The following is a 22,604-nucleotide window of genomic DNA, read 5'->3' on the forward strand; positions in this document are numbered from 1 at the left end:
GCTCCCGTGCGGGATCAGGGAACCAGGATGACTTTGCCGGTGGTGCGCCGCTGCTCCAGGTCGGTGTGGGCCGTGGCGGCGTCGGCGAGGTCGTAGCGGGCGCCGATCCGGACCTTGAGGCTGCCGTCCGCCACGGCGGCGAAGAGCTCGTCGGAGCGCCAGCGGCGTTCCTGTGCGTCCTGGAGGAAGTGCGTGATCGTCGGCCGGGTCAGGTACAGCGAGCCTCCGGCGTTCAAACGTTGCGGGTCGAACGGCGGCACCGGACCCGATGCCGCGCCGAAGAGCACCAGCGTGCCGCGGATCCGGAGGGCAGCCAGCGATCCGTCGAAGGTGTCCTTCCCGACGCCGTCGTACACCACGTGCGCGCCGGCGCCGCCGGTCAGTTCGCGCACCCTGGCGGCGAAGCCGTCGTAACGCAGCACGTGGTCGGCGCCGGCTTCGCGGGCCAGCGCTTCCTTCTCGTCGGTGGAGACCGTGGTGATGACGTTCGCGCCCCGGGCCTTGAGCAGCTGGATCAGGAGCAGGCCGACGCCGCCGGCGCCGGCGTGCAGCAGCACCGTGTGGCCCGGTTCCACCTTGAAGGAGGAGTTGATCAGGTAGTGCGCGGTGATGCCCTGCAGGGGGAGCGCGGCAGCGGTGAAGTCGTCGACGCCGCGCGGCACCGGCAGCGCCTTGTCCGCGTCCACGAGGGCGTACCCGGCGTAGCAGTTGACGCCCTCGGCCGTCGCCACCCGGTCACCGGCGGAGAAGCCGGTCACGCCGTCGCCGGTTTCCTCCACGGTTCCGGAGGCCTCGGAACCCGGGGTGAAGGGGTACTGCACCTTGTAGACGCCGCTGCGCTTGTAGGTGTCGATGAAGTTCACGCCCACGGCGGCGACCTTGATCAGCAGCTGGCCGGGGCCCGGAACCGGACGGTCGACTTCTGCCAGTTCGAGGACCTCGGGTCCGCCGGACTGCCGGGCCACAATTGCGTGCGTCATGTGTCTCCTTCTGAAGTGCAGCGCTGCGATTCATCAGCGCACCGAATTATCAGCGCACCGGGGGAGAAGGGTTTCTCGGCCCGGATCCTGAGACCATCCTAGGGACAGGGCCGCGCCGGGCGAAGCATGCCCGGCCGGAGGCTAGTAACGGCGGGTAACGGTGGCCATCGGGCATTCGAAGTGGCGGCCCGCGGCGAGGCCGACGTCGTTGAGGTAGCGCACGATGATGCCGTAGGACTGAAGCAGCGTGGTTTCGGTATACGGGACCTGGTGCTTGGCGCAGAACTCGCGAACGATCACTGCCGCCTTGTCCAGCTGCGGGCGCGCCATGTCCGGGAAGAGGTGATGCTCGGCCTGGCGGTTGAGGCCACCGAGCAGGATGTCCATAAAGCGGCCGCCGGAGATGTTTCGCGAGGTCAGGACCTGGCGGCTGAAGAAGTCCACCCGGCTGTCTGCAGGCAGCACCGGCATGCCCTTGTGGTTTGGTGCGAAGGAGGCGCCCATGTAGAAGCCGAAGACGGCGAGTTGCACACCGATGAAGGCAAACGCCATGCCCAAGGGCAGGAACGTGAAGGCGAGGACCGGCAGCACGCTCAGGCGGGCCACCAGGATGGGGATCTCCACCCAGCGGTGCGTGACCTTGGCGCGCTGGAAGATGAACTTGACCGAATCGATCTGCAGGCCAAGGCCGACCAGGAACAGCAGCGGGAAGAAGAACCAGCCCTGCTTGCGGGTCAGGAAGGAGAACCGCCCCTGCCGGGTTGCGGCGGCTTCCGGGAAGAAGGCGATCGCGCCGGTGGCGATGTCCGGGTCCTTGGAGATGACGTTGGGGTGGTTGTGGTGCGCGCCGTGCTTTTGCTCCCACCAGGAGTAGCTGATGCCGGCCACGGAGGTGGCGAGCAGCCGCGCGGCCCAGTCGTTGGCGCGGCGCGAGGCGAAGATCTGCCGGTGCCCGGCCTCGTGGGCCAGGAAGCTCAGCTGGGTGCAGAGAATGCCCAGGGCGGCGGCGATAAGGAGCTGGAACCAGCTGTCACCGATCAGGGCGAACCCGAACCAGGTGGCGGTCATCAGCAGGACCAAAACGGAAAACACCGTGAGGTAGAACCCGGTGCGGCGTTCCAGCAGGCCTTCGGCCTTGACGCGCTTCAGCAGCTCGGAATAGCTCAGGACGACGGTGTTCGGTTGCCGGACCCGCGGCTGCGGGCGCGCCGGTTTTTCGGCGGAAAGTGTGGTGGTGGGGGTCATGGAACGCATGCCTCGTAACTGTTACGGGCAACGCTGCAGCTGACATTTGCAGCGGCACGGTCTGGATCACCCTCTACCCAGCATACGCGGGAGGTTGGCGCGGTGGGGCCGAGGCGCAGGGCACGGCCAACTAGATGCATAAATATCGGGTTCTATGCATAGTCTTGCTGTATACTCGGGGCTATGACTATTTCTGTTGCCGTCTCCGGTGCGAGCGGCTACGCCGGCGGCGAAGTCCTGAGGCTCCTGGCCGGTCATCCCGACGTCACCATCGGCGCCATCACCGCGCACAGCAACGCCGGTTCCAGACTAGGGGAATTGCAGCCGCATCTCCACGGTCTGGCGGACCGGATCCTCGAGGACACCACCGTGGAGAACCTCGCCGGGCACGACGTGGTGTTCCTCGCGCTGCCGCACGGCGCGTCCGCGGCGATCGCAGCGCAGCTGCCGGAAGGCACCGTGGTGATCGACGCCGGCGCGGACCACCGGCTGGAGGACCCGGCGGCGTGGGAGAAGTTCTACGGCTCGCCGCACGCCGGCACCTGGCCCTACGGCCTGCCCGAACTTCCGGGCCAGCGTGAGGCCCTCCGCGGCGCCAAGCGGATCGCCGTGCCCGGCTGCTACCCGACGTCGGCACTGCTGGCCCTCACCCCGGGCTTCAGCAACCACCTGCTCCAGGCCGACGACGTCGTGATCGTTTCCGCGTCCGGCACCTCCGGGGCCGGCAAAGCCGCGAAGGTGAACCTCATCGGCGCCGAGGTGATGGGCTCGATGAGCCCCTACGGCGTCGGCGGCGGGCACCGGCACACCCCGGAGATCGAGCAGGGTCTCTCCAAGGCACTGAATGCCCCGGTTACCGTCTCCTTCACCCCCACCCTGGCTCCGATGAGCCGCGGCATCCTCACGACCGCCACGGCGAAGGTACGCCCGGGCGTGACGGCCGAGGAACTGCGGCGCGCCTGGGCCGAGGCCTACGACGAGGAACCGTTCGTCCACCTGCTGCCGGAAGGCCAGTGGCCCTCCACCAAGTCCGTGCAGGGTTCCAACCACGCCGTGATGCAGCTGGCCCTCGACGCCCGCGCCGGCCGGGTGATCGTCACCTGCGCCATCGACAACCTCACCAAGGGGACCGCCGGCGGCGCCGTGCAGTCCATGAACATTGCCCTCGGCCTGGCGGAAACCGCCGGCCTCGAACTGCAGGGAGTCGCACCGTGAGCATCACCGCCCCCCAGGGATTCCGCGCCGCCGGCGTCAAGGCCGGCCTGAAGGCCTCCGGAAACCCGGACCTGGCCCTTGTGGTCAACGACGGCCCCAACAAGGCCGCCGCCGCCGTCTTCACCTCCAACCGGGTGGCCGCGGCCCCCGTGCACTGGTCCCGCGAGGTCATCAAGGACGGCCGCGTGGACGCCGTCATCCTCAACTCCGGCGGCGCCAACGCCTGCACCGGACCGCAGGGCTTCCAAAACACGCACACCACCGCGGAAAAGGCCGCAGAGGCCCTTGGCGCTTCCGCGACGGACATTTTCGTCTGCTCCACCGGCCTGATCGGCGAGCAGCTTCCGATGGACAAGCTGGTCCCGGCCATCAGCGTCGCGGCCGGGGAGCTGAGCGCCGACGGCGGCCCGGCCGCCGCCACCGCCATCATGACCACCGACTCGGTCTCCAAGCAGGCGCTCTTCACCGGCACCGACGCCGAGGGCCGGGAGTTCACCATCGGCGGCATGGCCAAGGGCGCAGGCATGCTCGCCCCGGGCCTGGCCACCATGCTCGTCGTCCTGACCACGGACGCGGACGTCCAGCCCGAACTGCTCGACGTTGCCCTCCGCGACGCCACCCGCGTCACCTTCGACCGGGCCGACTCGGACGGTTGCATGTCCACCAACGACACCGTGGTGCTGCTCGCCTCCGGCGCCTCGGGGTCCGTGCCATCCGCCGCCGACTTCGGCAAGGGCCTCACCCAGGTCTGCGCCGACCTGGCCCGCAAGCTGATCGGCGACGCCGAGGGCGCCAGCCATGACATTGCCATCCGCACCTTCAACGCCGCCAGCGAAAAGGACGCCGAAGTGGTCAGCCGGGCCGTGGCCCGCTCCAACCTCTTCAAGACGGCGATCTTCGGCAAGGACCCCAACTGGGGCCGGGTGCTCTCCGCCGTCGGCACCACCGACGCGGCCTTCGAACCGGACCAGCTCAATGTGTCGATGAACGGCGTGCAGATCTGCCGCAACGGCAGCATCGGCGACGACCGGAACCTCGTGGACCTGGAACCGCGCGAAGTCCTCGTCGAGATCGACCTGCAGGCCGGGGCCGCCGAGGCGACGATCTGGACCAACGACCTCACGCACGACTACGTCCACGAAAACAGCGCCTACTCCAGCTAGGCCGGCCCGGGAGGGACAAACAACAGTTGGGACGAACAGCATGAACACGCAGACCCGCGAAACCACCTCCATGGCAGATGCCCGGGGCAAGGCCGGCACCCTGATCGAGGCGCTGCCCTGGATCCAGCGCTTCGCCGGGACCACCATGGTGATCAAGTATGGCGGCAACGCCATGGTCAACGACGAGCTCCGCCGCGCCTTCGCCGAGGACGTCGTCTTCCTGCACCACGTTGGCATCCACCCGGTCGTGGTGCACGGCGGCGGTCCGCAGATCAACGCCATGCTCAGCAGGCTCGGCATCGAATCCGAGTTCAAGGGCGGCCTGCGCGTCACCACGCCCGAAGCGATGGACGTGGTCCGCATGGTCCTTACCGGCCAGGTGGGCCGCGAACTGGTAGGCCTGATCAACTCGCACGGCCCCTACGCCGTCGGCATGTCCGGCGAGGACGGCGGGCTGCTGCGCGCGGTCCGGACCGGCACCGTGGTCGACGGTGAAGAAGTGGACCTGGGCCTCGTCGGCGAAGTCGTCGGCGTGAACCCCGAAGGCATCCTGGACATCATCGCGGCCGGCCGGATCCCGGTGATCTCGACCGTCGCGCCGGAAATCCACGACGACGGCTCCACCACCGGCCAGGTGCTCAACGTCAACGCGGACACTGCCGCCGCCGCCGTCGCGTCCGCCCTGGGCGCCTCCAAACTGGTTATCCTGACCGACGTCGAAGGCCTCTACGCCAACTGGCCGGACCGCTCCTCGCTGATCTCCTCCCTGACGGCCTCGGAGCTGCGCGAGATGCTACCCCGGCTGGAGTCGGGCATGATCCCGAAAATGGCGGCCTGCCTGAAAGCCATCGACGACGGCGTTGAACGCGCGCACATCGTGGACGGCCGCCTGCCGCACTCAATGCTGCTGGAAACCTTCACGACCGCCGGCATCGGCACCCAGGTCGTCCCGGATGAGGAAAGCAAATGAACCAGATTGAAACTGCACCATCCACGGACCTCGACCACTCCCCGGTCGGCGAGCTCGTCGCTTCGCACGCCACCGGCGCGCAGTGGCTGTCCCGCTATTCCTCGGCGCTGCTCGGCGTATTCGGCACCCCGCAGCGGGTCCTGGTGCGCGGCGCCGGATGCCTGGTCTGGGACGCCGACGGCAAGGAGTACCTGGACCTGCTCGGCGGGATCGCAGTGAACGCGCTCGGCCACGCACACCCGTTCGTCACCTCCGTGATCTCCAGCCAGCTCGCCACCCTGGGCCACGTCTCCAACTTCTTCACCAGCCCCACGCAGGTGGCCCTCGCCGAGAAGCTGCTGGAGATCAGCAAAGCGCCGGCCGGGTCCAAGGTGTTCTTCGCCAACTCCGGCACCGAGGCCGTCGAGGCGGCCTTCAAGCTGGCCCGGCGGAACGCCGGCTCGCCGGACGCGCCGCGCACTAAAATCATCGCCCTCGAGGGCGCCTTCCACGGCCGCACCATGGGCGCCCTGGCGCTGACCGCCAAGGAGGCCTACCGGGCACCGTTCGCGCCGTTGCCCGGCGGCGTCGTGCACGTGCCGTTCGGCGACATCGAGGCCCTGCGCGCCGCGATCGACGACACCACCGCCGCCGTCTTCCTCGAACCGATCCAGGGCGAAGCGGGCGTCCGCCCGCTGCCCGCCGGTTACCTGCTGGCGGCCCGCGAGGCCACTACCGCGGCCGGCGCGCTGCTGATCCTGGACGAGGTCCAGACCGGCATCGGACGTACCGGCAAGTGGCTGGCCAGTGAGGACGCCGGGATCGTCCCCGACGCGGTGACCCTTGCCAAGGGCCTCGGCGGCGGTTTCCCGATCGGCGCACTGCTCACCTTCGGCCCGGAGGTGTCCGCCCTGCTGTCCGCCGGCCAGCACGGGACGACCTTTGGCGGAAACCCGGTGGCCACCGCGGCGGCCCTGGCCACCCTGCACGTGCTGGAAAGCCAGCAGGTGCTGGCCCACGTCCGGAAGGTGGGGGAGCACCTGCGCTCCGGCCTCGCCGCGATCGACGGCGTCACCGAGGTCCGCGGCGAAGGACTGCTGATCGGTTTCGACCTCGACGCCGACGTCGCCCCCGCGGTCGTCACCGCGGGGCTCGACGCCGGGTTCATCGTCAACAGCCCCGGACCGCACACCATCCGGCTCGCGCCGCCGCTGATCCTTTCCAAGGAGCAGGCCGACCGCTTCCTCGCCGCGCTGCCCGCTCTCCTCCAGACCGCAAAGGACGCCCAGTGACTGCACCTGTGACCACCCGCCACTTCCTCAAGGACACGGACCTCACCCCGGCCGAGCAGGCCGAGGTCCTGAACCTCGCCGTCCGGATGAAGGCCGCGCCGTACAGCGTCCAGCCCTTTGCCGCGGAGGGCAGCGGGCGCAAGACGGTGGCGGTGATCTTCGACAAAACATCCACCCGCACCCGCGTCTCCTTCGCCACCGGCATCGCGGACATGGGCGGCAACGCCCTCATCATCAACCCGGGCGAGGCCCAGATCGGCCACAAGGAATCGGTCGAGGACACTGCCAAGGTCCTCGAGCGCATGGTCTCCACCATCGTGTGGCGGACCGGCGCGCACGCCGGCCTCGTCGCGATGGCGGAAAACTCCCGTGTCCCGGTCATCAACGCCCTCTGCGACGACTACCACCCCTGCCAGCTCCTGGCCGACCTGCTGACCGTCAAGGAGCACAAGGGCGGGCTGGCGGGCCTGACCATGAGCTACCTCGGCGACGCGGCCAACAACATGGCCAACTCCTACCTGCTGGCCGGCGTCACGGCCGGCATGCACGTGCGCATCGCCGGCCCGCAGGGCTACCTGCCCGCCGCCGAGATCGTCGCCGCCGCCGAGGAGCGTGCCGCCCAGACCGGCGGCTCGGTGCTCGTCACGGTCGACGCCGCCGAGGCGCTCCGGGGTGCCGACGTCGTCGCCACCGACACCTGGGTGTCGATGGGCCAGGAGGACGAGAAGGAAGCGCGGCTGCAGCTGTTCCGCGACTACTCCGTCGACGAGGCCGCGATGAAGCTCGCCGCTCCCGACGCCGTCGTGCTGCACTGCCTGCCCGCCTACCGCGGCTACGAAATTGCCGCCGGCGTGATCGACGGCCCGCAGTCCGTGGTCTGGGACGAGGCCGAGAACCGGCTCCATGCCCAAAAGGCCCTGATGGCGTGGCTCATGCACCGCTCCGGCCTGGCCGTTGTTGACGGGCTCGCGCCAGTCGAGGGGCTGGCGCCGGTGGACGGGCTGGACTGATGTCCGTCCAGCCCGCCGCCCAGGGGGCCAGTCCGGCCACCAAAACGGCCCGGCAGGCGCGGATCACCGCGATCCTCACCGGCGAGTCCGTCCGCTCGCAGGCGGAGCTCGCGGCGCTGCTCGCGGACGACGGCGTCCAGGTCACCCAGGCGACGCTGTCCCGCGACCTCGTGGAGCTCGGCGCCGTCCGGGTCCGCGGCAAGGATGGCGTGCTCGTCTACGCCGTGCCGGGGGAGGGCGGCGAACGCGGCGCCAAGAGCGGGGTGACCCAGGAAATCCTCGACGCCCGCCTCGCGCGGCTCTGCGGCGAACTGCTCGTCACGGCCGAGGCGTCCGCGAACCTCGTGGTGCTCCGGACCCCGCCGGGGGCCGCGAACTTCCTGGCCCTCGCGATCGACCACTCGGTGATGCCCTCGATCCTGGGCACCATCGCCGGGGACGACACCGTGCTGCTGGTCACCCGCGACCCGGCCGGTGGCGCCGCCGTCGCCGCCCGCTTCCTGCAGCTGGCCGAAGAGGCCGGCCAATGAGCTTTACCCGTGAACTTTCACCAGACAACCAAGAACCCAAACAACTAAGGAGCATTTGAAGTGACTGAGCGTATTGTGCTGGCCTACTCCGGTGGCCTGGATACTTCCGTAGCCATCGGCTGGATCGGTGAAGCGACCGGCGCCGAGGTCATTGCCGTGGCGGTCGACGTCGGACAGGGCGGCGAGTCGCTGGAGACCATCCGTCAGCGTGCCCTGGGCTGCGGCGCCGTCGAGGCCTACGTGGCCGACGCCTCCGACGAGTTCGCCAATGAATACTGCATGCCCACGCTGCAGGCCAACGCCCTCTACCAGGGCCACTACCCCTTGGTCTCCGCCATCTCCCGCCCGGTGATCGTCAAGCACCTGGTCAAGGCCGCCCGCGAATTCGGCGCCACCACCGTGGCGCACGGCTGCACCGGCAAGGGCAACGACCAGGTCCGCTTCGAGGTCGGCATCCAGACCCTAGGCCCGGACCTGAAGTGCATCGCCCCGGTCCGCGACCTCGCCCTGACCCGCGACAAGGCCATTGCCTTCGCCGAGGAAAAGGGATTGCCGATCGAGACCACCAAGAAGAACCCGTACTCGATCGACCAGAACGTCTGGGGCCGCGCCGTCGAAACCGGCTACCTCGAGGACATCTGGAATGCCCCCACCAAGGACATCTACGACTACACCGCCACCCCGGAATTCCCGCCGGCCCCGGATGAAGTCACCATCTCCTTCGAAGCCGGCATCCCGGTCGCGATCGACGGCGTCAAGGTCACCCCGCTGCAGGCCATCAAGGAACTGAACCGCCGCGCCGGCGCCCAGGGCGTCGGCCGGATCGACGTCGTCGAGGACCGCCTCGTCGGCATCAAGTCCCGCGAAATCTACGAGGCCCCCGGCGCGATGGCGCTGATCACCGCGCACAAGCACCTCGAGGACATCACGATCGAGCGCGAGCAGGCCCGCTTCAAGGCGACCGTCGGCCAGCGCTGGGCCGAACTGGTCTACGACGGCCAGTGGTTCTCCCCGCTCAAGCGCTCCCTTGACGCCTTCATCATGGACACGCAGCGCTACGTCTCCGGCGACATCCGCATGGTCCTGCACGGCGGCCAGGCGATCGTCAACGGGCGCCGCTCGGAGACCTCGCTCTACGACTTCGATCTCGCCACCTACGACACCGGCGACACCTTCGACCAGTCGATGGCCCGCGGCTTCATCGAGCTGTGGGGCATGTCCGCCAAGGTCGCCTCCGGCCGCGACATCCGCGTCGCGGGGAAGTAGTCTCTGTGGCTGAGCAAAAATCGGAGGCGACGAACACAGGCGCGCTGTGGGGCGGCCGGTTCGCCGGCGGCCCCGCGGACGCCCTCGCCGCGCTTAGCAAGTCCACGCATTTCGACTGGCGGCTGGCCCGCTACGACATCGCCGGGTCAAAGGCGCACGCCCGCGTGCTGCACACGTCCGGCCTGCTGGACGACGCCGAACTGGCGGGCATGCTCGACGCCCTGGACCGGCTGGACGCGGACGTGGCATCGGGGGCGTACACCCCGGCCGAGTCGGACGAGGACGTGCACGGCTCGCTGGAGCGCGGCCTGATCGAGCGCGCCGGCACCCAGCTCGGCGGCAAGCTCCGCGCCGGCCGGTCGCGCAACGACCAGGTGGCCACCCTGGGCCGGATGTTCCTGCGCGACCATGCCCGGATCATCGCCCGCGGCGTGCTCGCCACTATCGACGCCCTGATCGGCCAGGCCAAGGCACACCAGGGCGTGGCCATGCCCGGCCGCACCCACCTGCAGCACGCCCAGCCGGTCCTGCTCAGCCACCACCTGCTGGCCCACGCCTGGGCGCTGCTGCGCGATGTGCAGCGGCTGGCGGACTGGGACAAGCGGGCGGCGGTGTCTCCCTATGGCTCCGGCGCCCTCGCCGGTTCCTCGCTCGGCTTGGACCCGGAGGCCGTCGCGGCGGACCTGGGCTTCAACTCGGCCACGCACAACTCGATCGACGGCACCGCCTCCCGCGATGTCTTCGCCGAGTTCGCCTGGGTCTCGGCCATGATCGGCGTGGACCTGTCCCGGGTTTCCGAGGAAGTGATCCTGTGGGCCACCAAGGAGTTCTCCTTCGTGACCCTGCACGATTCCTACTCCACCGGCTCCTCGATCATGCCGCAGAAGAAGAACCCGGACGTGGCCGAGCTGGCCCGCGGCAAGGCCGGCCGGCTGATCGGCGACCTGACCGGACTGCTCGCCACCCTCAAGGGCCTGCCGCTCGCGTACAACCGCGACCTGCAGGAGGACAAGGAACCGGTCTTCGACGCCGCCGACACCCTGGAGCTGCTGCTTCCGGCCGTGTCCGGCATGATCGCGACGCTGAAGTTCAACACCGAGCGAATGGAATCGCTGGCACCCCAGGGCTTCGCGCTGGCCACGGACATCGCCGAATGGCTGGTCCGCCAGGGCGTGCCGTTCCGCGAGGCGCACGAGCTCTCCGGTGCCGCGGTCAAGCAGGCCGAAAGCCGCGACGTCGAACTCTGGGACCTGACGGATGAGGAATACGCTGCCATCTCGGAGCACCTGACCCCGGAGGTCCGCACGGTCCTGTCCACCGAGGGCTCGCTCAACAGCCGGAACTCGCAGGGCGGCACCGCGCCGGCCGCCGTCGAACGCCAGCTGCTGGCGCTCGAGGCGGAGCTCGACGCAGTGCGTGGGTACGCCGGGTAGCAACCAGACGCTCCCTCACCTTTGGCACCGATTCCTGCCAAAGGTGAGGGAGCGTTGTGCGTTGGCCGCCGACCACTCCTCGGTAGCATTACGGCATGAGCGAATCGTTCCGCCAGTTCCTGCGTGCCCTGCCCGATTTCCCGGACGTGCTCCCGGACTTCGACCCTGCGGCGGCGCCCGCGGACCCCGCGGAACTGTTCCGGCAGTGGCTCGGCGAAGCGCTGGCCGCCGGGGTCCCGCAGCCCAACGCCTGCAGCCTCGCCACGGCCGATGAACACGGCCGGCCGTCCTCGCGGATGCTGATCCTCAAGGACATTGACGCCGACGGCTGGCATTTCGCCACCTCCCGTGAGTCCCGCAAGGGCCGGGAGCTGAGGGCCAACCCGAACGCCGCGTTGAACTTCTTCTGGCAGCAGCAGGGCCGGCAGGTCCGCGTGGCCGGGGACGTCGTGGAGCTCTCCTCCGCGGCCTCCGCGGCCGACTGGCATGCCCGGCCCGGCGCCGACGGGAGTGAGAACTCAGCCTGGCAGCTTTACGCGCTGCGTCCGAGGGAGCTCGAATTCTGGCAGGCACGGCACGACCGCCGGCACATCCGGCACCGCTACGGGCCGCAATAAGCGGAACTCCCGGCGTCCGCGGCGCGGGGCGCCGGTTAATCCGGATTAATCAAACGGCTCCGTTAGGATGGGCGCCATGACTTCAATCACGCCCGAATATCTACTGGCAGAACTCCGCCGCGCCGCCGACGTCGTGACCGGAATCGCCGCCAGCCTCGACGACGCCGCGGTGGCCGCGCCGTCGGAACTGCCCGGCTGGACCCGCGGGCACGTCCTGGCCCACGTGACCGGGATCGCCAACGCCATGGCCCGCCAGGTGGAGTACTCCACCCGCGGGGAACGCATCGAGCTCTACGACGGCGGCTTCGAAGGCCGCAACCGCGCCATCGAGCTGGCCGCCGGCCACGGCGCGGAGCAGCACCGCGCCGCCGTGGGAGCTGCCATCGACCGCGCCCTGGCCGCCTTCGGCTCCCTCGACGAGGAAGGCTGGCAGGCGCCCATCACCTTCCGCGACGGCGTGGTGTTCGACGGCGGCCTGGCACTCTGGCGCGAACTCACCATCCACGCCACCGACCTCGGCACGGGCCGGGGCCCGGAAACCTGGAGCCGGCCGTTCTGCGAGCACCTCTTCGAATTCCTCGCCGCCCGGGTGCCCGAGGGGGAGAGATTCGTGCTGCAGCCGCTCGGCCTGCCGTCCGTCGCCCTCGGCGCAGCGGGTGGGCGCTCGACCGTGATCAACGGCATGCTCACCGACATCGCGGCGTGGCTCGCCGGGCGGACGCCCACCCTGGGCAGCCTGCGCGCCACGGCCGCGGCCGACGGCGTCGAGCTGCCGGCGCTGCTGCCCTGGCCCGCGGGTGTCCCCGTGACCAAGTAGGGCCGCTGGAACGAGGCGTGCTTGATTAGGCGTGCTTGATTAGGCCTGCGCGGCCAGGGCCAGCTGCCGCTCGCGGTCCAGCAGGCTCTCCTTGATCGCCAGTCCCCAGCGGAAACCGCCCAAGCTCCCGTCGGTCCGGATCACCCGGTGGCACGGCACAAACAACGCGGCCGCATTGAAGGCGCAGGCACTTGCCGCCGCCCGGACAGCCTTGGCGTTGCCCGACAGTTCCGCGTACTCGGTGTAGGTCACCGGATGTCCCGCGGCAACGGTCCGCAGCATGTCCCATGCGTGGCTGCGGAACGGCCCGGATTTCTGCAGCACGGGGACCTCCATCGCGGCCCCGGGGTTGCCCGCGTAGAACTCCTCGACGGCAGCCGAGATCCCGCCCAGCCCCGCGACCGGTTCGTAGCCGCCCGGCAGCAGCTCCGGGTGGATCTGGCCGGTGAGTTCGCCGGGCACCGCAGTCCAGCCGGAGGCCAGGACGGCGCCGTCGCGGGCGATGATGGTGAACGGGCCGTCGGGCGTGTCCATGGTCAATAACTGGGCGTTCATTGCGTCACTTTCTTCGGGGCAAGTGTGCTGTTACGGGCTGATGTGGTGCGGACCGCCCTGGTCCGGGCTCTGGACTGGGCCGCGGCAGCCGCGCGCCACAGGTGCATGGTGGCGTAGGAGCGCCAGGGGCTGAGCTCGCGAAAATCCGGGGAGAGCGAATCGGGCGAAAGGGAATCCGGGGCCGCCGCCTCGGCCAGTGAAAGGATGCCGTTGCGGACCGCGGCGTCGTTGGCCAGGAAGACGTCCGGCGCGCCGATCACCCGCATCGCGAGGTATCCCACCGTCCACGGTCCGACGCCGGGCAGCGGCAGGAGCTTGGTCTGCAGCCCGGCCAGGTCGTCGCCGTAGCCGAAATCCAGCTCGCCGGCGGCCATCGCCGCCGCTGCGCCGCGGATGGAATCGATCCTGCGCTGCGGTCCGCGGAGCAACTGGAATCCGGTGTCCGCGATTTCGGCCGGCGTCGGGAAGATCCGGTGCAGTCCGTCCGTGGGAACCAGGCTTCCGCTGCCGCACTCGGAGAGCTGGACCAGGGCTGTCCTGGCAGCCGCCACGGTGATCTGTTGGCCGATCATGGCGCGGATCAACAGCTCCTGAGGATCCACGGCGCCGGGCATCCGCATCCCCGGCGCAGCCGCAACGCTGGCCGCCAGGCGGGAATCCGCCCCCAGCGCCCCGTCGATGGCGACGGGATCGGCGTCGAGGTCCAAGAGGCGGCGGACCCGGCTCAGCAGCGAGGCCAGGTCCCGCAGGTCCACCGCGCCGATGCTGAGCCTGATCGGGCGTCCCGGAGCATCGGCGCAGTACTCCACCCGGAATCGGGCGTCCCCGTGGGCCAGCCGAAGCGTCCGGGCGTACGAGGTCGACGTGCCTTCCTCGATGGCTGGGATGGCACGGACGGCCAGGAACTCGAAGACGCCGGGATCGAACGGCTCCCGGTAGGGCAGATTCAACGTCAGGGCCGTGGAGGACACCGCGGCCCGGCCCGGGGGGTGCTGGTGCCGGGCCGTGGCCCGCAGCTCCGAGGGGGTCATGGCAAAGACCTCGGCGATGGTCTCGTTGAACTGGCGCACGCTGCTGAACCCCGAGGCGAAAGCGATGTCGGCGGCCTTCATCGGGGTGGAGACCAGCAGTGTCCGGGCGGTCTGGGCGCGGCTGGCCCGCGCCAGGGACAGTGGACCGGCGCCGAGTTCGTGGCTGAGGATCCGGTTGAGCTGGCGCGAGGAGTAGCCCAGCCGGGACGCCAGCCCTTCGACGCCGTCGCGGTTGATCACGCCGTCGTTGATCAACCGCATGGCCCGGCCCGCGATGTCCGAGCGCACGTTCCACGCCGGCGTGCCGGGCACAGCCTCGGGCAGGCAACGTTTGCAGGCCCGGTAGCCGGCGTCGTGTGCGGCAGCGGACGTTTCATAGAACGTGACGTTGTCCGCCTTGGGTGTCCGGGCTGGGCATGAAGGACGGCAGTAAATGCCGGTGGTCCGGACAGCGGTGTAGAACTGCCCGTCGAAGCGGGTATCCCGGGCGTCGATTGCCCGGTAGCGCTGCCAGAAGTCCATGGCTCCATCCTGCCAGCTTCGAACCAGTCCCTGCTAGCGGAAATCGGACACGGCCGTGGAGGCCTGGCCGCAGCCCGCCGCCTTGGGTTTGTTAAAGTCGGAGGATGGATTCGCGCCTGACCCCTGAGGCCCTGCGCGGGCTGTTGTCCGGCGACGCCCGCACCGTGGCGCCGCTGCTGCTCGGCGCGGTGCTCACTCACGAGAGCCACGGCGGGCCCGTGGCGGTGCGGATCACCGAGGTCGAGGCCTACCTGGGACCGGAGGACTCGCTCCACCCAGATCCCGGCTCGCACACATTCCGCGGCCAGACCAGGCGGAACGCCCCGATGTTCGGCCCGGCGGGCCACCTCTACGTGTACTTCACCTACGGCATGCACCACTGCGCCAACATCGTCTGCGGCCCCGAGGGGGTCGCTTCGGCCCTGCTGCTGCGCGCCGGCGAAGTGGTGGCGGGGGAGGAGTTGGCCCTGGCCCGGAGGCCGACGTCGAAATCCCCGAAGGACCTGGCCAGCGGCCCCGCCCGCTTCGCCACCACCCTGGGACTCACGACGGCGGACAGCGGCCGTGACGCGCTCGGGCCGCCGTTCCGGCTCGAGCTGCCGGACAAACCGGCGTCGGGTATCAGCTCCGGGCCCCGGGTCGGCGTCTCCGGCGCAGGCGGCACCGATGACTACCCCTGGCGCTTTTGGCTCAGCGGGGACCCGACGGTCTCCCGTTACAAGTCCGCGAAGGTCCGAACGGCGTAGCCGGCAGGAACTTCAAAAGGGGCCAGCCGGGACCTCAGGCCGTCCCGTACCCGGGGCCACTCGCCGGCCAGGATCGAAAAGACGGCGGTGTTCGAGCGCCCGCCGTCCTGAGCGGTCCGGTGTCCGCGCAGGACCCCCTCGAACTGGGCGCCCAGGCGCTCGATCGCGGCGGCGCTGCGCAGGTTCGTGGCATCGCAGCGGAAGCCCACGCGGTGCGCTCCGAGCACCTCGAAGGCGTAGCCAAGCAGCATGTTCTTCGTCGCCGCGTTGACGTGGCTGCCCCAGAACTGACGGCCGAAGAACGTGCCGCCGATCTCGATGCGGTCTTGCGTGGGGACGTAGTCGCACAGCGAGGTGGTGCCCAGCAGCGCACCGGTCCGCTGGTCCGCCACTGCGAACGGGAGCACGGACGGGTCCTCCAGCCGCGCACGGAACAAAGCGGCCAGCCCCGCCGCGTCGAGCGGCCGGGCCGCGGCCATGCCGGCCCACATCTCCGGATCCACAAAGTCAAAGAGCGCCGACGCGTGCCGCGGCGAGAGCGGTACGGCGCAAACGCCGTGTCCGGACAAGGCGATTTCGTGCTGCATTGCAGTATTGAATCACCGCGGCAGGCCCTGGGTAACGGAAAAACGGGGCCCTCAGCATGAACAGTTGGCAACGCCCGGGTGGCCTCAGTGCAGACCGGCCCCCGCCTGCGGTTTGGCGCCACCGCGTAAGGTGGACGGGTGAATCCAAGCCGACGCGAACCCCAAGCCAATCCAGCAGAACACCCCCAGCAGGCCGCCACCAGCGTGCCGGTGCAGGAGCTGATTGCCAGCCTGTGCGCCACCGTCCCGGATTATCCCAAGCCGGGCATCGTCTTCAAGGACCTGACCCCGGTCTTCGCCGACGGCGCCGCGCTCAAGGCCATGGTGGATGCCCTGGTGGAGCCCTTCCACGGGCAGTTCGACGCCGTCGCCGGGGTGGAAGCGCGCGGCTTCCTGCTGGCTGCGGCGGCCGCCTACGCCACAGACACCGGCGTCGTCACCGTCCGCAAGGCCGGCAAGCTGCCCCGCGAGGTCGTCTCGGAGGACTACTCGCTGGAGTACGGCACCGCCACCCTGGAACTGCATAGCGCGGACCTGGCCCCAGGCACCCGGGTGCTTATCCTCGACGACGTCCTCGCGACCGGCGGCACCCTGGGCGCCGCCGCACGGCTGTTCGCGCGCTGCGGCGTAGAAGTGGCCGGCGTCGGCGTGGTGATGGAGCTTGGCGAACTGAAGGGCCGGGACGCCCTGGACGGACACCGCGTGCACTCCCTGCTCAGCCTCTAACCCGGGCACGCCGGGCGGCGGCGCCCGCCGGCTGCGCGGCGGGACCGCTGGCTGGACCGCTGGCTGGACCCTGGCGGCCGCCTCGGTAGAATGCCTGAAAAAGTGCGGCCGGAAGAAAACCGACATATTTCGGGAGAGATCACCGAAATCGCTGTAGAATGGTTGGTCTGTCTTTTTCGATAGGGGAACGCTCGATGCACGACGCTGATTTGGCCCATGAACGCGACTATGTGGCCGGCCTGTACGCCCGGCTGGATGAGCTGCGGGCGGAAAAGCGCGCCCAGCTGGCCCAGGTCCGCCGCGCCGGCGCCGTGGGCACCATGCAGAACGTCTCGGAGCGGGACGCGTTTGCCGCACTCTACGAGGACCGCCTCGCCCAGCTCGATGCCGTCGACGACCGCCTCGTGTTTGGACGCCTCGACCTGGACTCCGGTGAGGCCCAGTACATCGGGCGCATCGGCCTGACCACCGAGGACCTGCAACGCTTGATGGTCGACTGGCGCGCCCCCGAGGCCGGCCACTTCTACCAGGCCACAGCCTTCGACCGGCAAGGCGTTCGCCGCCGCCGGCACCTGATCCTGCAGGGCCGCGAGGTCAAGGCCATCGAGGACGACGTGCTCGACGCCGACCTGCTGGCGGACAACGACTCCCTGCAGGGCGAAGGGGCGCTGCTCGCCGCGCTGAATTCCAAGCGCACCGGCCGGATGTCGGATATCGTCGGCACCATCCAGTCCGAGCAGGACCGGATCATCCGCTCCTCCATCTCCGGCGCGCTGGTGGTCCAGGGCGGCCCCGGCACGGGCAAGACCGCCGTGGCCCTGCACCGTGCCGCCTACCTGCTCTACACCCACCGGGACCGGCTCAAGACAGCCGGCGTGCTGCTGGTGGGCCCGTCCTCGTCGTTTATGAACTACATCGAACGGGTGCTGCCGTCCCTGGGTGAGACCGGCGTCGTCATGGCCAGCCTGGGCCGGCTGATGCCCGGCATCCACGCCGTCGCCGAGGACGACGCCGATGTCGCGGCGATCAAGGGCCGGCTCGACATGGCCGAGGTCGTGGCCAACGCAGTCGCCAACCGGCAGCGGATCCCGGCGGAAAACCGGATCCTCGAGGTGGACGGCCGCAAACTCGTGCTGACCCCCCGGCAGGTGCGCCGTGCCCGGGACAAGGCACGTGCCACCGGAAAACCGCACAACGAGGCCCGGGTCTCCTTCGTCAAGATCCTGCTGCGCGAACTGACCGAGCAGATGACCGAGCTGGTCGAGGCGGGCAGCATCGGCAACAACGCCGACCGCTCCTACCTCGCCGAGGACGTCCGCTCGGCGCGGGACGTCCGCGTGGCCCTGAACCTGTGCTGGATGCCGATGACCCCGGAGAAGCTGGTGGGGGAGCTGCTGAGTAAGCCAGCCATCCTGGAGGCCTGCACCCCCAGCCTCAGCCCGGCCGAGCGGGCCCTGCTGCTCCGGCCGGCCGGTTCGCCGTGGACCGAGGCGGACGTGCCGCTGCTGGACGAGGCCGCGGAACTGCTTGGTGAACTGGACCCGGCTGCCGGCCGCGGCCTGGCCCAGCAGGAGCACGACCGTGCCCGTGACCTGGCCAACGCCAAGCAGACGCTGGTCAACATGGAAACCGCCGGTGTCGATGTGCTGATCTCGGCCGAGGAACTGGTGGACCAGAACCAGGAACGCGAGGGTCGGCTGACCGCGGCCGAGCGCGCCACCAGCGACCGCACCTGGGCCTTCGGGCACATTGTGGTGGACGAGGCGCAGGAGCTTTCGCCGATGCAGTGGCGGCTGCTGGTGCGCCGCTGCCCGCTGAAGTCCTTCACGATCGTCGGCGACATCGCCCAGACGAGCTCGGTGGCCGGGGCCAAATCCTGGCAGAGCGCCTTGGCCCCGATGTTCGGGGACCGCTGGCAGCTCGAGGAACTCACCGTCAACTACCGCACCCCCGCCCAGATCGCCGAGGCGGCAGCGCGGATGGCCAACGCCGCCGGACTCGTCGTCTCCGCCCCCAAGGCCGTCCGGGACGGCCGCTGGTCGCCGGTGATCGACCGCGTCGAGCCCGGCACGATCGTCGACCGGCTCCTGGAGGTCCTTCCCGACGAGCTGGACGCGCTCGACGGCGGCCTGCTCGCGGTGATTGCCGACGGCGGACTCCTGCCCGAAGCCACCGCCGCGCTGCGCGGCGCCTACGGCCGCCGCGTCGGCACCGGCGCCGGCAGCTACGAGCAGGACATCGTGGTGATCAGCCCCCGCGAGGCCAAGGGGCTGGAGTTCGACGGCGTCGTGGTGCTGGAACCGTCTGCCATGCTCAACCATGAGCACGGCAAGGTGGGGGATCTGTACGTGGCAATGACCCGCCCCACCCAGCGGCTGCGCCTCATCGCGGCCGCCGGCGTGCCGGCCGGCATCGAAGAGGAAGCCCGCGGACCACGGAGCTAGGGACGGGCGGGGACCGGCACGTGGTGTTCCGTCACGTGCCGGGGACGGGCCGTCCGGCCCCGGCGTTCCTGCTAACTTAGATTCCGTGTCCCAGCTAAATGATCTTCAGTCCCAGCAGAACGACCCCGGCTTCGCCAACATCTGGCAGGAGCTGAAGTGGCGCGGCCTTGTCCACGTGTCCACGGATGAGGCCGAGCTGGAGAAACTGCTCGCCGGCGACCCCGTGACGTACTACTGCGGCTTCGACCCCACCGCGCCCAGCCTCCACCTCGGAAACCTCGTGCAACTTCTGCTGATGCGCCGGCTCCAGCTGGCCGGGCACAAGCCCCTGGGCCTGGTGGGAGGTTCCACCGGGCTGATCGGAGACCCGCGGCAGACCGCCGAGCGCGTGCTCAACACCCCGGAGACGGTGGCGGAATGGGTCGGCAGGCTGCAGGGACAGGTCCAGCGCTTCCTCAGCTTCGACGGCGAGAACGCGGCCCGGATGGTGAACAACCTCGACTGGACCGCCCCCCTGAGCGCCATCGATTTCCTGCGCGGCATCGGGAAGCACTTCCGCGTCGGCACGATGATCAAAAAGGACATCGTGGCCACCCGCCTGAATTCCGACGAGGGCATCAGCTACACCGAGTTCAGCTACCAGATCCTGCAGGGCATGGACTACCTGCAGCTGTTCCGCGACTACGGCTGCGTCCTGCAGACCGGCGGCTCGGACCAGTGGGGCAACCTCACCAGCGGCACGGACCTGATCCGCAAGGTGGAGGGCAAGCACGTCCACGCACTGGGCACGCCGCTGATCACCAACTCGGACGGCACCAAATTCGGTAAGAGCGAGGGCAACGCGATCTGGCTGGACGCCGACATGTGCAGCCCCTATGCCTTCTACCAGTTCTGGCTCAACACTGCCGACGCCGACGTCGCGGCCCGGCTCAAGGTCTTCACCTTCCTCAGCCGGGCCGAGATCGAAGCCCTTGAGACCTCGGTGGCTGAGCGGCCGTTCGCCCGCGAGGGCCAGCGCAAACTCGCGTACGAGGTGACCTCGCTGGTGCACGGCGTGGAAGCTACGGAGAAAGTCATTGCGGCATCGGCTGCCGTGTTTGGCGGGGGAGACCTGACGGTCCTCGATGCTGCGAGCCTGCAGGCCGCCACGGCGGAGCTGCCCTCCGCCACCGTGGATGGCTCCAGCCTCGGCATCATCGACCTGCTGGTGGCCACCGGGCTGTCCGAAAGTAAGTCCGCTGCCCGGCGGACCGTCGGCGAGGGCGGCGCCTACGTGAACAACACCAAGATCTCGGACCCCGACGCCGTCATCGCCCCCGCGGAACTTCTGCACGGCCGGTTCCTGCTGCTGCGCCGCGGCAAGAAGAACCTGGCAACCGTGGAGGTTTCCGGCGTCTAGCCGGCTGCTCCGCGCGTCTGCCGCGCCGCCCGTGACCCTTCCTGCACGCTCCTCTCCAGCCGATTTGCACGGCCGGAGAGGAGCGTGTATTGTTTTCTGAGTCGCCGCCGCTGAGTGGTGACAAACCCCCAAACAAGAGAAGCAATTCTTCCGTCGCTCGTCGCTCGTCGTCGGAAATCGAAATTGCTTCGCATTTTGCTGGGCGGATTCGCTTCCACGAGGTGAATTCCGGAAAAACTTCCGGGTTTGCAAAGTGGAAATGAATGAAATAAGCTAAATACATCGCAACGAAGAAAAACGAGACAAATAAATTCACTAAGTGAATTGTTTCGGCAAGTATTCGAATGTGTCTGTTGTTTGAGAACTCAATAGTGTGCCAAGTTTGTTGATACCAATTTATTGTATTGAATTGGTTGATTGTGCCGGATCCGCCACCCCGTGGATGGGTCCGGTGTTTTTAGCTGGTTTCAAATTTTGTGCATTGTGTGCATCCCGTTTTCCCGGGGGCGCATGGTGTGTCTGTTTTACTTCAACGGAGAGTTTGATCCTGGCTCAGGATGAACGCTGGCGGCGTGCTTAACACATGCAAGTCGAACGATGATCCGGTGCTTGCACCGGGGATTAGTGGCGAACGGGTGAGTAACACGTGAGTAACCTGCCCTTAACTCTGGGATAAGCCTGGGAAACTGGGTCTAATACCGGATATGACTCCTCATCGCATGGTGGGGGGTGGAAAGCTTTATTGTGGTTTTGGATGGACTCGCGGCCTATCAGCTTGTTGGTGAGGTAATGGCTCACCAAGGCGACGACGGGTAGCCGGCCTGAGAGGGTGACCGGCCACACTGGGACTGAGACACGGCCCAGACTCCTACGGGAGGCAGCAGTGGGGAATATTGCACAATGGGCGCAAGCCTGATGCAGCGACGCCGCGTGAGGGATGACGGCCTTCGGGTTGTAAACCTCTTTCAGTAGGGAAGAAGCGAAAGTGACGGTACCTGCAGAAGAAGCGCCGGCTAACTACGTGCCAGCAGCCGCGGTAATACGTAGGGCGCAAGCGTTATCCGGAATTATTGGGCGTAAAGAGCTCGTAGGCGGTTTGTCGCGTCTGCCGTGAAAGTCCGGGGCTCAACTCCGGATCTGCGGTGGGTACGGGCAGACTAGAGTGATGTAGGGGAGACTGGAATTCCTGGTGTAGCGGTGAAATGCGCAGATATCAGGAGGAACACCGATGGCGAAGGCAGGTCTCTGGGCATTAACTGACGCTGAGGAGCGAAAGCATGGGGAGCGAACAGGATTAGATACCCTGGTAGTCCATGCCGTAAACGTTGGGCACTAGGTGTGGGGGACATTCCACGTTTTCCGCGCCGTAGCTAACGCATTAAGTGCCCCGCCTGGGGAGTACGGCCGCAAGGCTAAAACTCAAAGGAATTGACGGGGGCCCGCACAAGCGGCGGAGCATGCGGATTAATTCGATGCAACGCGAAGAACCTTACCAAGGCTTGACATGGGCCGGACCGGGCTGGAAACAGTCCTTCCCCTTTGGGGCCGGTTCACAGGTGGTGCATGGTTGTCGTCAGCTCGTGTCGTGAGATGTTGGGTTAAGTCCCGCAACGAGCGCAACCCTCGTTCCATGTTGCCAGCGCGTAATGGCGGGGACTCATGGGAGACTGCCGGGGTCAACTCGGAGGAAGGTGGGGACGACGTCAAATCATCATGCCCCTTATGTCTTGGGCTTCACGCATGCTACAATGGCCGGTACAAAGGGTTGCGATACTGTGAGGTGGAGCTAATCCCAAAAAGCCGGTCTCAGTTCGGATTGGGGTCTGCAACTCGACCCCATGAAGTCGGAGTCGCTAGTAATCGCAGATCAGCAACGCTGCGGTGAATACGTTCCCGGGCCTTGTACACACCGCCCGTCAAGTCACGAAAGTTGGTAACACCCGAAGCCGGTGGCCTAACCCCTTGTGGGAGGGAGCTGTCGAAGGTGGGACTGGCGATTGGGACTAAGTCGTAACAAGGTAGCCGTACCGGAAGGTGCGGCTGGATCACCTCCTTTCTAAGGAGCACCTACAACAAC

General features: G+C 68.2%; 19 protein-coding genes and 1 rRNA gene. 15 read left to right on the forward strand and 5 right to left on the reverse strand.

Annotated elements, in window-relative coordinates:
* Positions 1–14 precede the first annotated feature (14 nt).
* On the reverse strand, positions 15–980 hold the full coding sequence (locus FFF93_RS06110; protein WP_138769709.1) for a quinone oxidoreductase: 966 nt from the start codon (positions 978–980) through the stop codon (positions 15–17).
* Between the two features lie 141 nt (positions 981–1,121).
* Positions 1,122–2,225, reverse strand: a complete 1,104-nt coding sequence (locus FFF93_RS06115) for an acyl-CoA desaturase (protein WP_138770508.1) — start codon at positions 2,223–2,225, stop codon at positions 1,122–1,124.
* A 183-nt stretch (positions 2,226–2,408) separates the two neighbouring features.
* Here FFF93_RS06115 and argC point away from each other — a divergent pair, with 183 nt between their 5' ends.
* From argC to FFF93_RS06165, 10 genes are all read left to right on the forward strand, one after another.
* Positions 2,409–3,440: an N-acetyl-gamma-glutamyl-phosphate reductase gene (argC, locus tag FFF93_RS06120; RefSeq protein ID WP_138769708.1), complete on the forward strand. Its 1,032-nt coding sequence runs from the start codon at positions 2,409–2,411 to the stop codon at positions 3,438–3,440.
* Entirely contained in the window at positions 3,437–4,603 is a 1,167-nt protein-coding gene (gene argJ, locus FFF93_RS06125) for a bifunctional glutamate N-acetyltransferase/amino-acid acetyltransferase ArgJ (RefSeq protein ID WP_138769707.1), read from the forward strand. Before argC ends, argJ begins: the two co-directional genes overlap by 4 nt.
* 40 nt (positions 4,604–4,643) lie before the next feature.
* Entirely contained in the window at positions 4,644–5,573 is a 930-nt protein-coding gene (gene argB, locus FFF93_RS06130; protein ID WP_138769706.1) for an acetylglutamate kinase, read from the forward strand.
* A complete protein-coding gene (locus tag FFF93_RS06135) occupies positions 5,570–6,844 on the forward strand; it encodes an acetylornithine transaminase (protein ID WP_138769705.1) in 1,275 nt (424 codons plus the stop codon). Before argB ends, FFF93_RS06135 begins: the two co-directional genes overlap by 4 nt.
* Positions 6,841–7,854, forward strand: coding sequence for an ornithine carbamoyltransferase (gene argF, locus FFF93_RS06140; protein ID WP_138769704.1), 1,014 nt, complete (start codon positions 6,841–6,843; stop codon positions 7,852–7,854). Before FFF93_RS06135 ends, argF begins: the two co-directional genes overlap by 4 nt.
* Positions 7,854–8,384, forward strand: a complete 531-nt coding sequence (locus FFF93_RS06145) for an arginine repressor (RefSeq protein ID WP_138769703.1) — start codon at positions 7,854–7,856, stop codon at positions 8,382–8,384. The genes argF and FFF93_RS06145 overlap by 1 nt, the downstream gene beginning before the upstream one ends.
* A 60-nt stretch (positions 8,385–8,444) precedes the next feature.
* Positions 8,445–9,650: an argininosuccinate synthase gene (locus tag FFF93_RS06150; RefSeq protein ID WP_138769702.1), complete on the forward strand. Its 1,206-nt coding sequence runs from the start codon at positions 8,445–8,447 to the stop codon at positions 9,648–9,650.
* A gap of 5 nt (positions 9,651–9,655) precedes the next feature.
* Positions 9,656–11,083, forward strand: coding sequence for an argininosuccinate lyase (argH, locus tag FFF93_RS06155; protein WP_138769701.1), 1,428 nt, complete (start codon positions 9,656–9,658; stop codon positions 11,081–11,083).
* Positions 11,084–11,178: 95 nt separating this feature from the next.
* The gene (locus tag FFF93_RS06160) at positions 11,179–11,700 is read left to right on the forward strand and encodes a pyridoxal 5'-phosphate synthase (protein ID WP_138769700.1); all 522 of its coding nucleotides are present in this window, start codon (positions 11,179–11,181) and stop codon (positions 11,698–11,700) included.
* Between the two features lie 76 nt (positions 11,701–11,776).
* The gene (locus FFF93_RS06165; RefSeq protein WP_138769699.1) at positions 11,777–12,517 is read left to right on the forward strand and encodes a maleylpyruvate isomerase family mycothiol-dependent enzyme; all 741 of its coding nucleotides are present in this window, start codon (positions 11,777–11,779) and stop codon (positions 12,515–12,517) included.
* 39 nt (positions 12,518–12,556) lie between these two features.
* Here FFF93_RS06165 and FFF93_RS06170 read toward each other — a convergent pair whose 3' ends face one another.
* Together FFF93_RS06170 and FFF93_RS06175 are read right to left on the reverse strand one after the other, a co-directional pair.
* Complete coding sequence (locus tag FFF93_RS06170) at positions 12,557–13,072, reverse strand: methylated-DNA--[protein]-cysteine S-methyltransferase (RefSeq protein WP_138769698.1); 516 nt, start codon at positions 13,070–13,072, stop codon at positions 12,557–12,559.
* Positions 13,069–14,625 carry a DNA-3-methyladenine glycosylase 2 family protein gene (locus FFF93_RS06175; RefSeq protein WP_138769697.1) on the reverse strand — a complete coding sequence of 519 codons (1,557 nt, stop codon included), beginning with the start codon at positions 14,623–14,625 and terminating at the stop codon, positions 13,069–13,071. Before FFF93_RS06175 ends, FFF93_RS06170 begins: the two co-directional genes overlap by 4 nt.
* Before the next feature lie 104 nt (positions 14,626–14,729).
* On the opposite strand from FFF93_RS06175, the gene FFF93_RS06180 reads away from it, so the two are divergent.
* Entirely contained in the window at positions 14,730–15,371 is a 642-nt protein-coding gene (locus FFF93_RS06180) for a DNA-3-methyladenine glycosylase (RefSeq protein WP_138769696.1), read from the forward strand.
* On the opposite strand, the gene FFF93_RS06185 is transcribed toward FFF93_RS06180, so the two are convergent.
* Complete coding sequence (locus FFF93_RS06185) at positions 15,341–15,958, reverse strand: GNAT family N-acetyltransferase (RefSeq protein ID WP_138769695.1); 618 nt, start codon at positions 15,956–15,958, stop codon at positions 15,341–15,343. The genes FFF93_RS06180 and FFF93_RS06185 overlap by 31 nt on opposite strands.
* Before the next feature lie 204 nt (positions 15,959–16,162).
* Here FFF93_RS06185 and FFF93_RS06190 point away from each other — a divergent pair, with 204 nt between their 5' ends.
* From FFF93_RS06190 to FFF93_RS06205, 4 genes are all read left to right on the forward strand, one after another.
* On the forward strand, positions 16,163–16,684 hold the full coding sequence (locus FFF93_RS06190) for an adenine phosphoribosyltransferase (RefSeq protein WP_138770507.1): 522 nt from the start codon (positions 16,163–16,165) through the stop codon (positions 16,682–16,684).
* A 194-nt stretch (positions 16,685–16,878) separates the two neighbouring features.
* Positions 16,879–19,128, forward strand: a complete 2,250-nt coding sequence (locus FFF93_RS06195; RefSeq protein ID WP_138769694.1) for an AAA family ATPase — start codon at positions 16,879–16,881, stop codon at positions 19,126–19,128.
* A gap of 85 nt (positions 19,129–19,213) precedes the next feature.
* A complete protein-coding gene (gene tyrS, locus FFF93_RS06200) occupies positions 19,214–20,527 on the forward strand; it encodes a tyrosine--tRNA ligase (RefSeq protein ID WP_138769693.1) in 1,314 nt (437 codons plus the stop codon).
* A gap of 529 nt (positions 20,528–21,056) precedes the next feature.
* Positions 21,057–22,583, forward strand: a 16S ribosomal RNA gene (locus FFF93_RS06205).
* Positions 22,584–22,604 lie beyond the last annotated feature (21 nt).

The sequence above is a fragment of the Arthrobacter sp. KBS0702 genome, from assembly GCF_005937985.2.
Classification (GTDB): Bacteria; Actinomycetota; Actinomycetes; order Actinomycetales; family Micrococcaceae; genus Arthrobacter.

What these genes read in the sequence shown, in the direction of transcription:
- FFF93_RS06110 (WP_138769709.1), bottom strand. Translation starts at nt 980, where the DNA reads ATGACGCACGCAATTGTGGCCCGGCAGTCCGGCGGACCCGAGGTCCTC.
- FFF93_RS06115 (WP_138770508.1), bottom strand. Translation starts at nt 2,225, where the DNA reads ATGACCCCCACCACCACACTTTCCGCCGAAAAACCGGCGCGCCCGCAG.
- argC (WP_138769708.1), top strand. Translation starts at nt 2,409, where the DNA reads ATGACTATTTCTGTTGCCGTCTCCGGTGCGAGCGGCTACGCCGGCGGC.
- argB (WP_138769706.1), top strand. Translation starts at nt 4,644, where the DNA reads ATGAACACGCAGACCCGCGAAACCACCTCCATGGCAGATGCCCGGGGC.
- FFF93_RS06135 (WP_138769705.1), top strand. Translation starts at nt 5,570, where the DNA reads ATGAACCAGATTGAAACTGCACCATCCACGGACCTCGACCACTCCCCG.
- FFF93_RS06145 (WP_138769703.1), top strand. Translation starts at nt 7,854, where the DNA reads ATGTCCGTCCAGCCCGCCGCCCAGGGGGCCAGTCCGGCCACCAAAACG.
- FFF93_RS06160 (WP_138769700.1), top strand. Translation starts at nt 11,179, where the DNA reads ATGAGCGAATCGTTCCGCCAGTTCCTGCGTGCCCTGCCCGATTTCCCG.
- FFF93_RS06165 (WP_138769699.1), top strand. Translation starts at nt 11,777, where the DNA reads ATGACTTCAATCACGCCCGAATATCTACTGGCAGAACTCCGCCGCGCC.
- FFF93_RS06170 (WP_138769698.1), bottom strand. Translation starts at nt 13,072, where the DNA reads ATGAACGCCCAGTTATTGACCATGGACACGCCCGACGGCCCGTTCACC.
- FFF93_RS06175 (WP_138769697.1), bottom strand. Translation starts at nt 14,625, where the DNA reads ATGGACTTCTGGCAGCGCTACCGGGCAATCGACGCCCGGGATACCCGC.
- FFF93_RS06180 (WP_138769696.1), top strand. Translation starts at nt 14,730, where the DNA reads ATGGATTCGCGCCTGACCCCTGAGGCCCTGCGCGGGCTGTTGTCCGGC.
- FFF93_RS06185 (WP_138769695.1), bottom strand. Translation starts at nt 15,958, where the DNA reads ATGCAGCACGAAATCGCCTTGTCCGGACACGGCGTTTGCGCCGTACCG.
- FFF93_RS06195 (WP_138769694.1), top strand. Translation starts at nt 16,879, where the DNA reads ATGCACGACGCTGATTTGGCCCATGAACGCGACTATGTGGCCGGCCTG.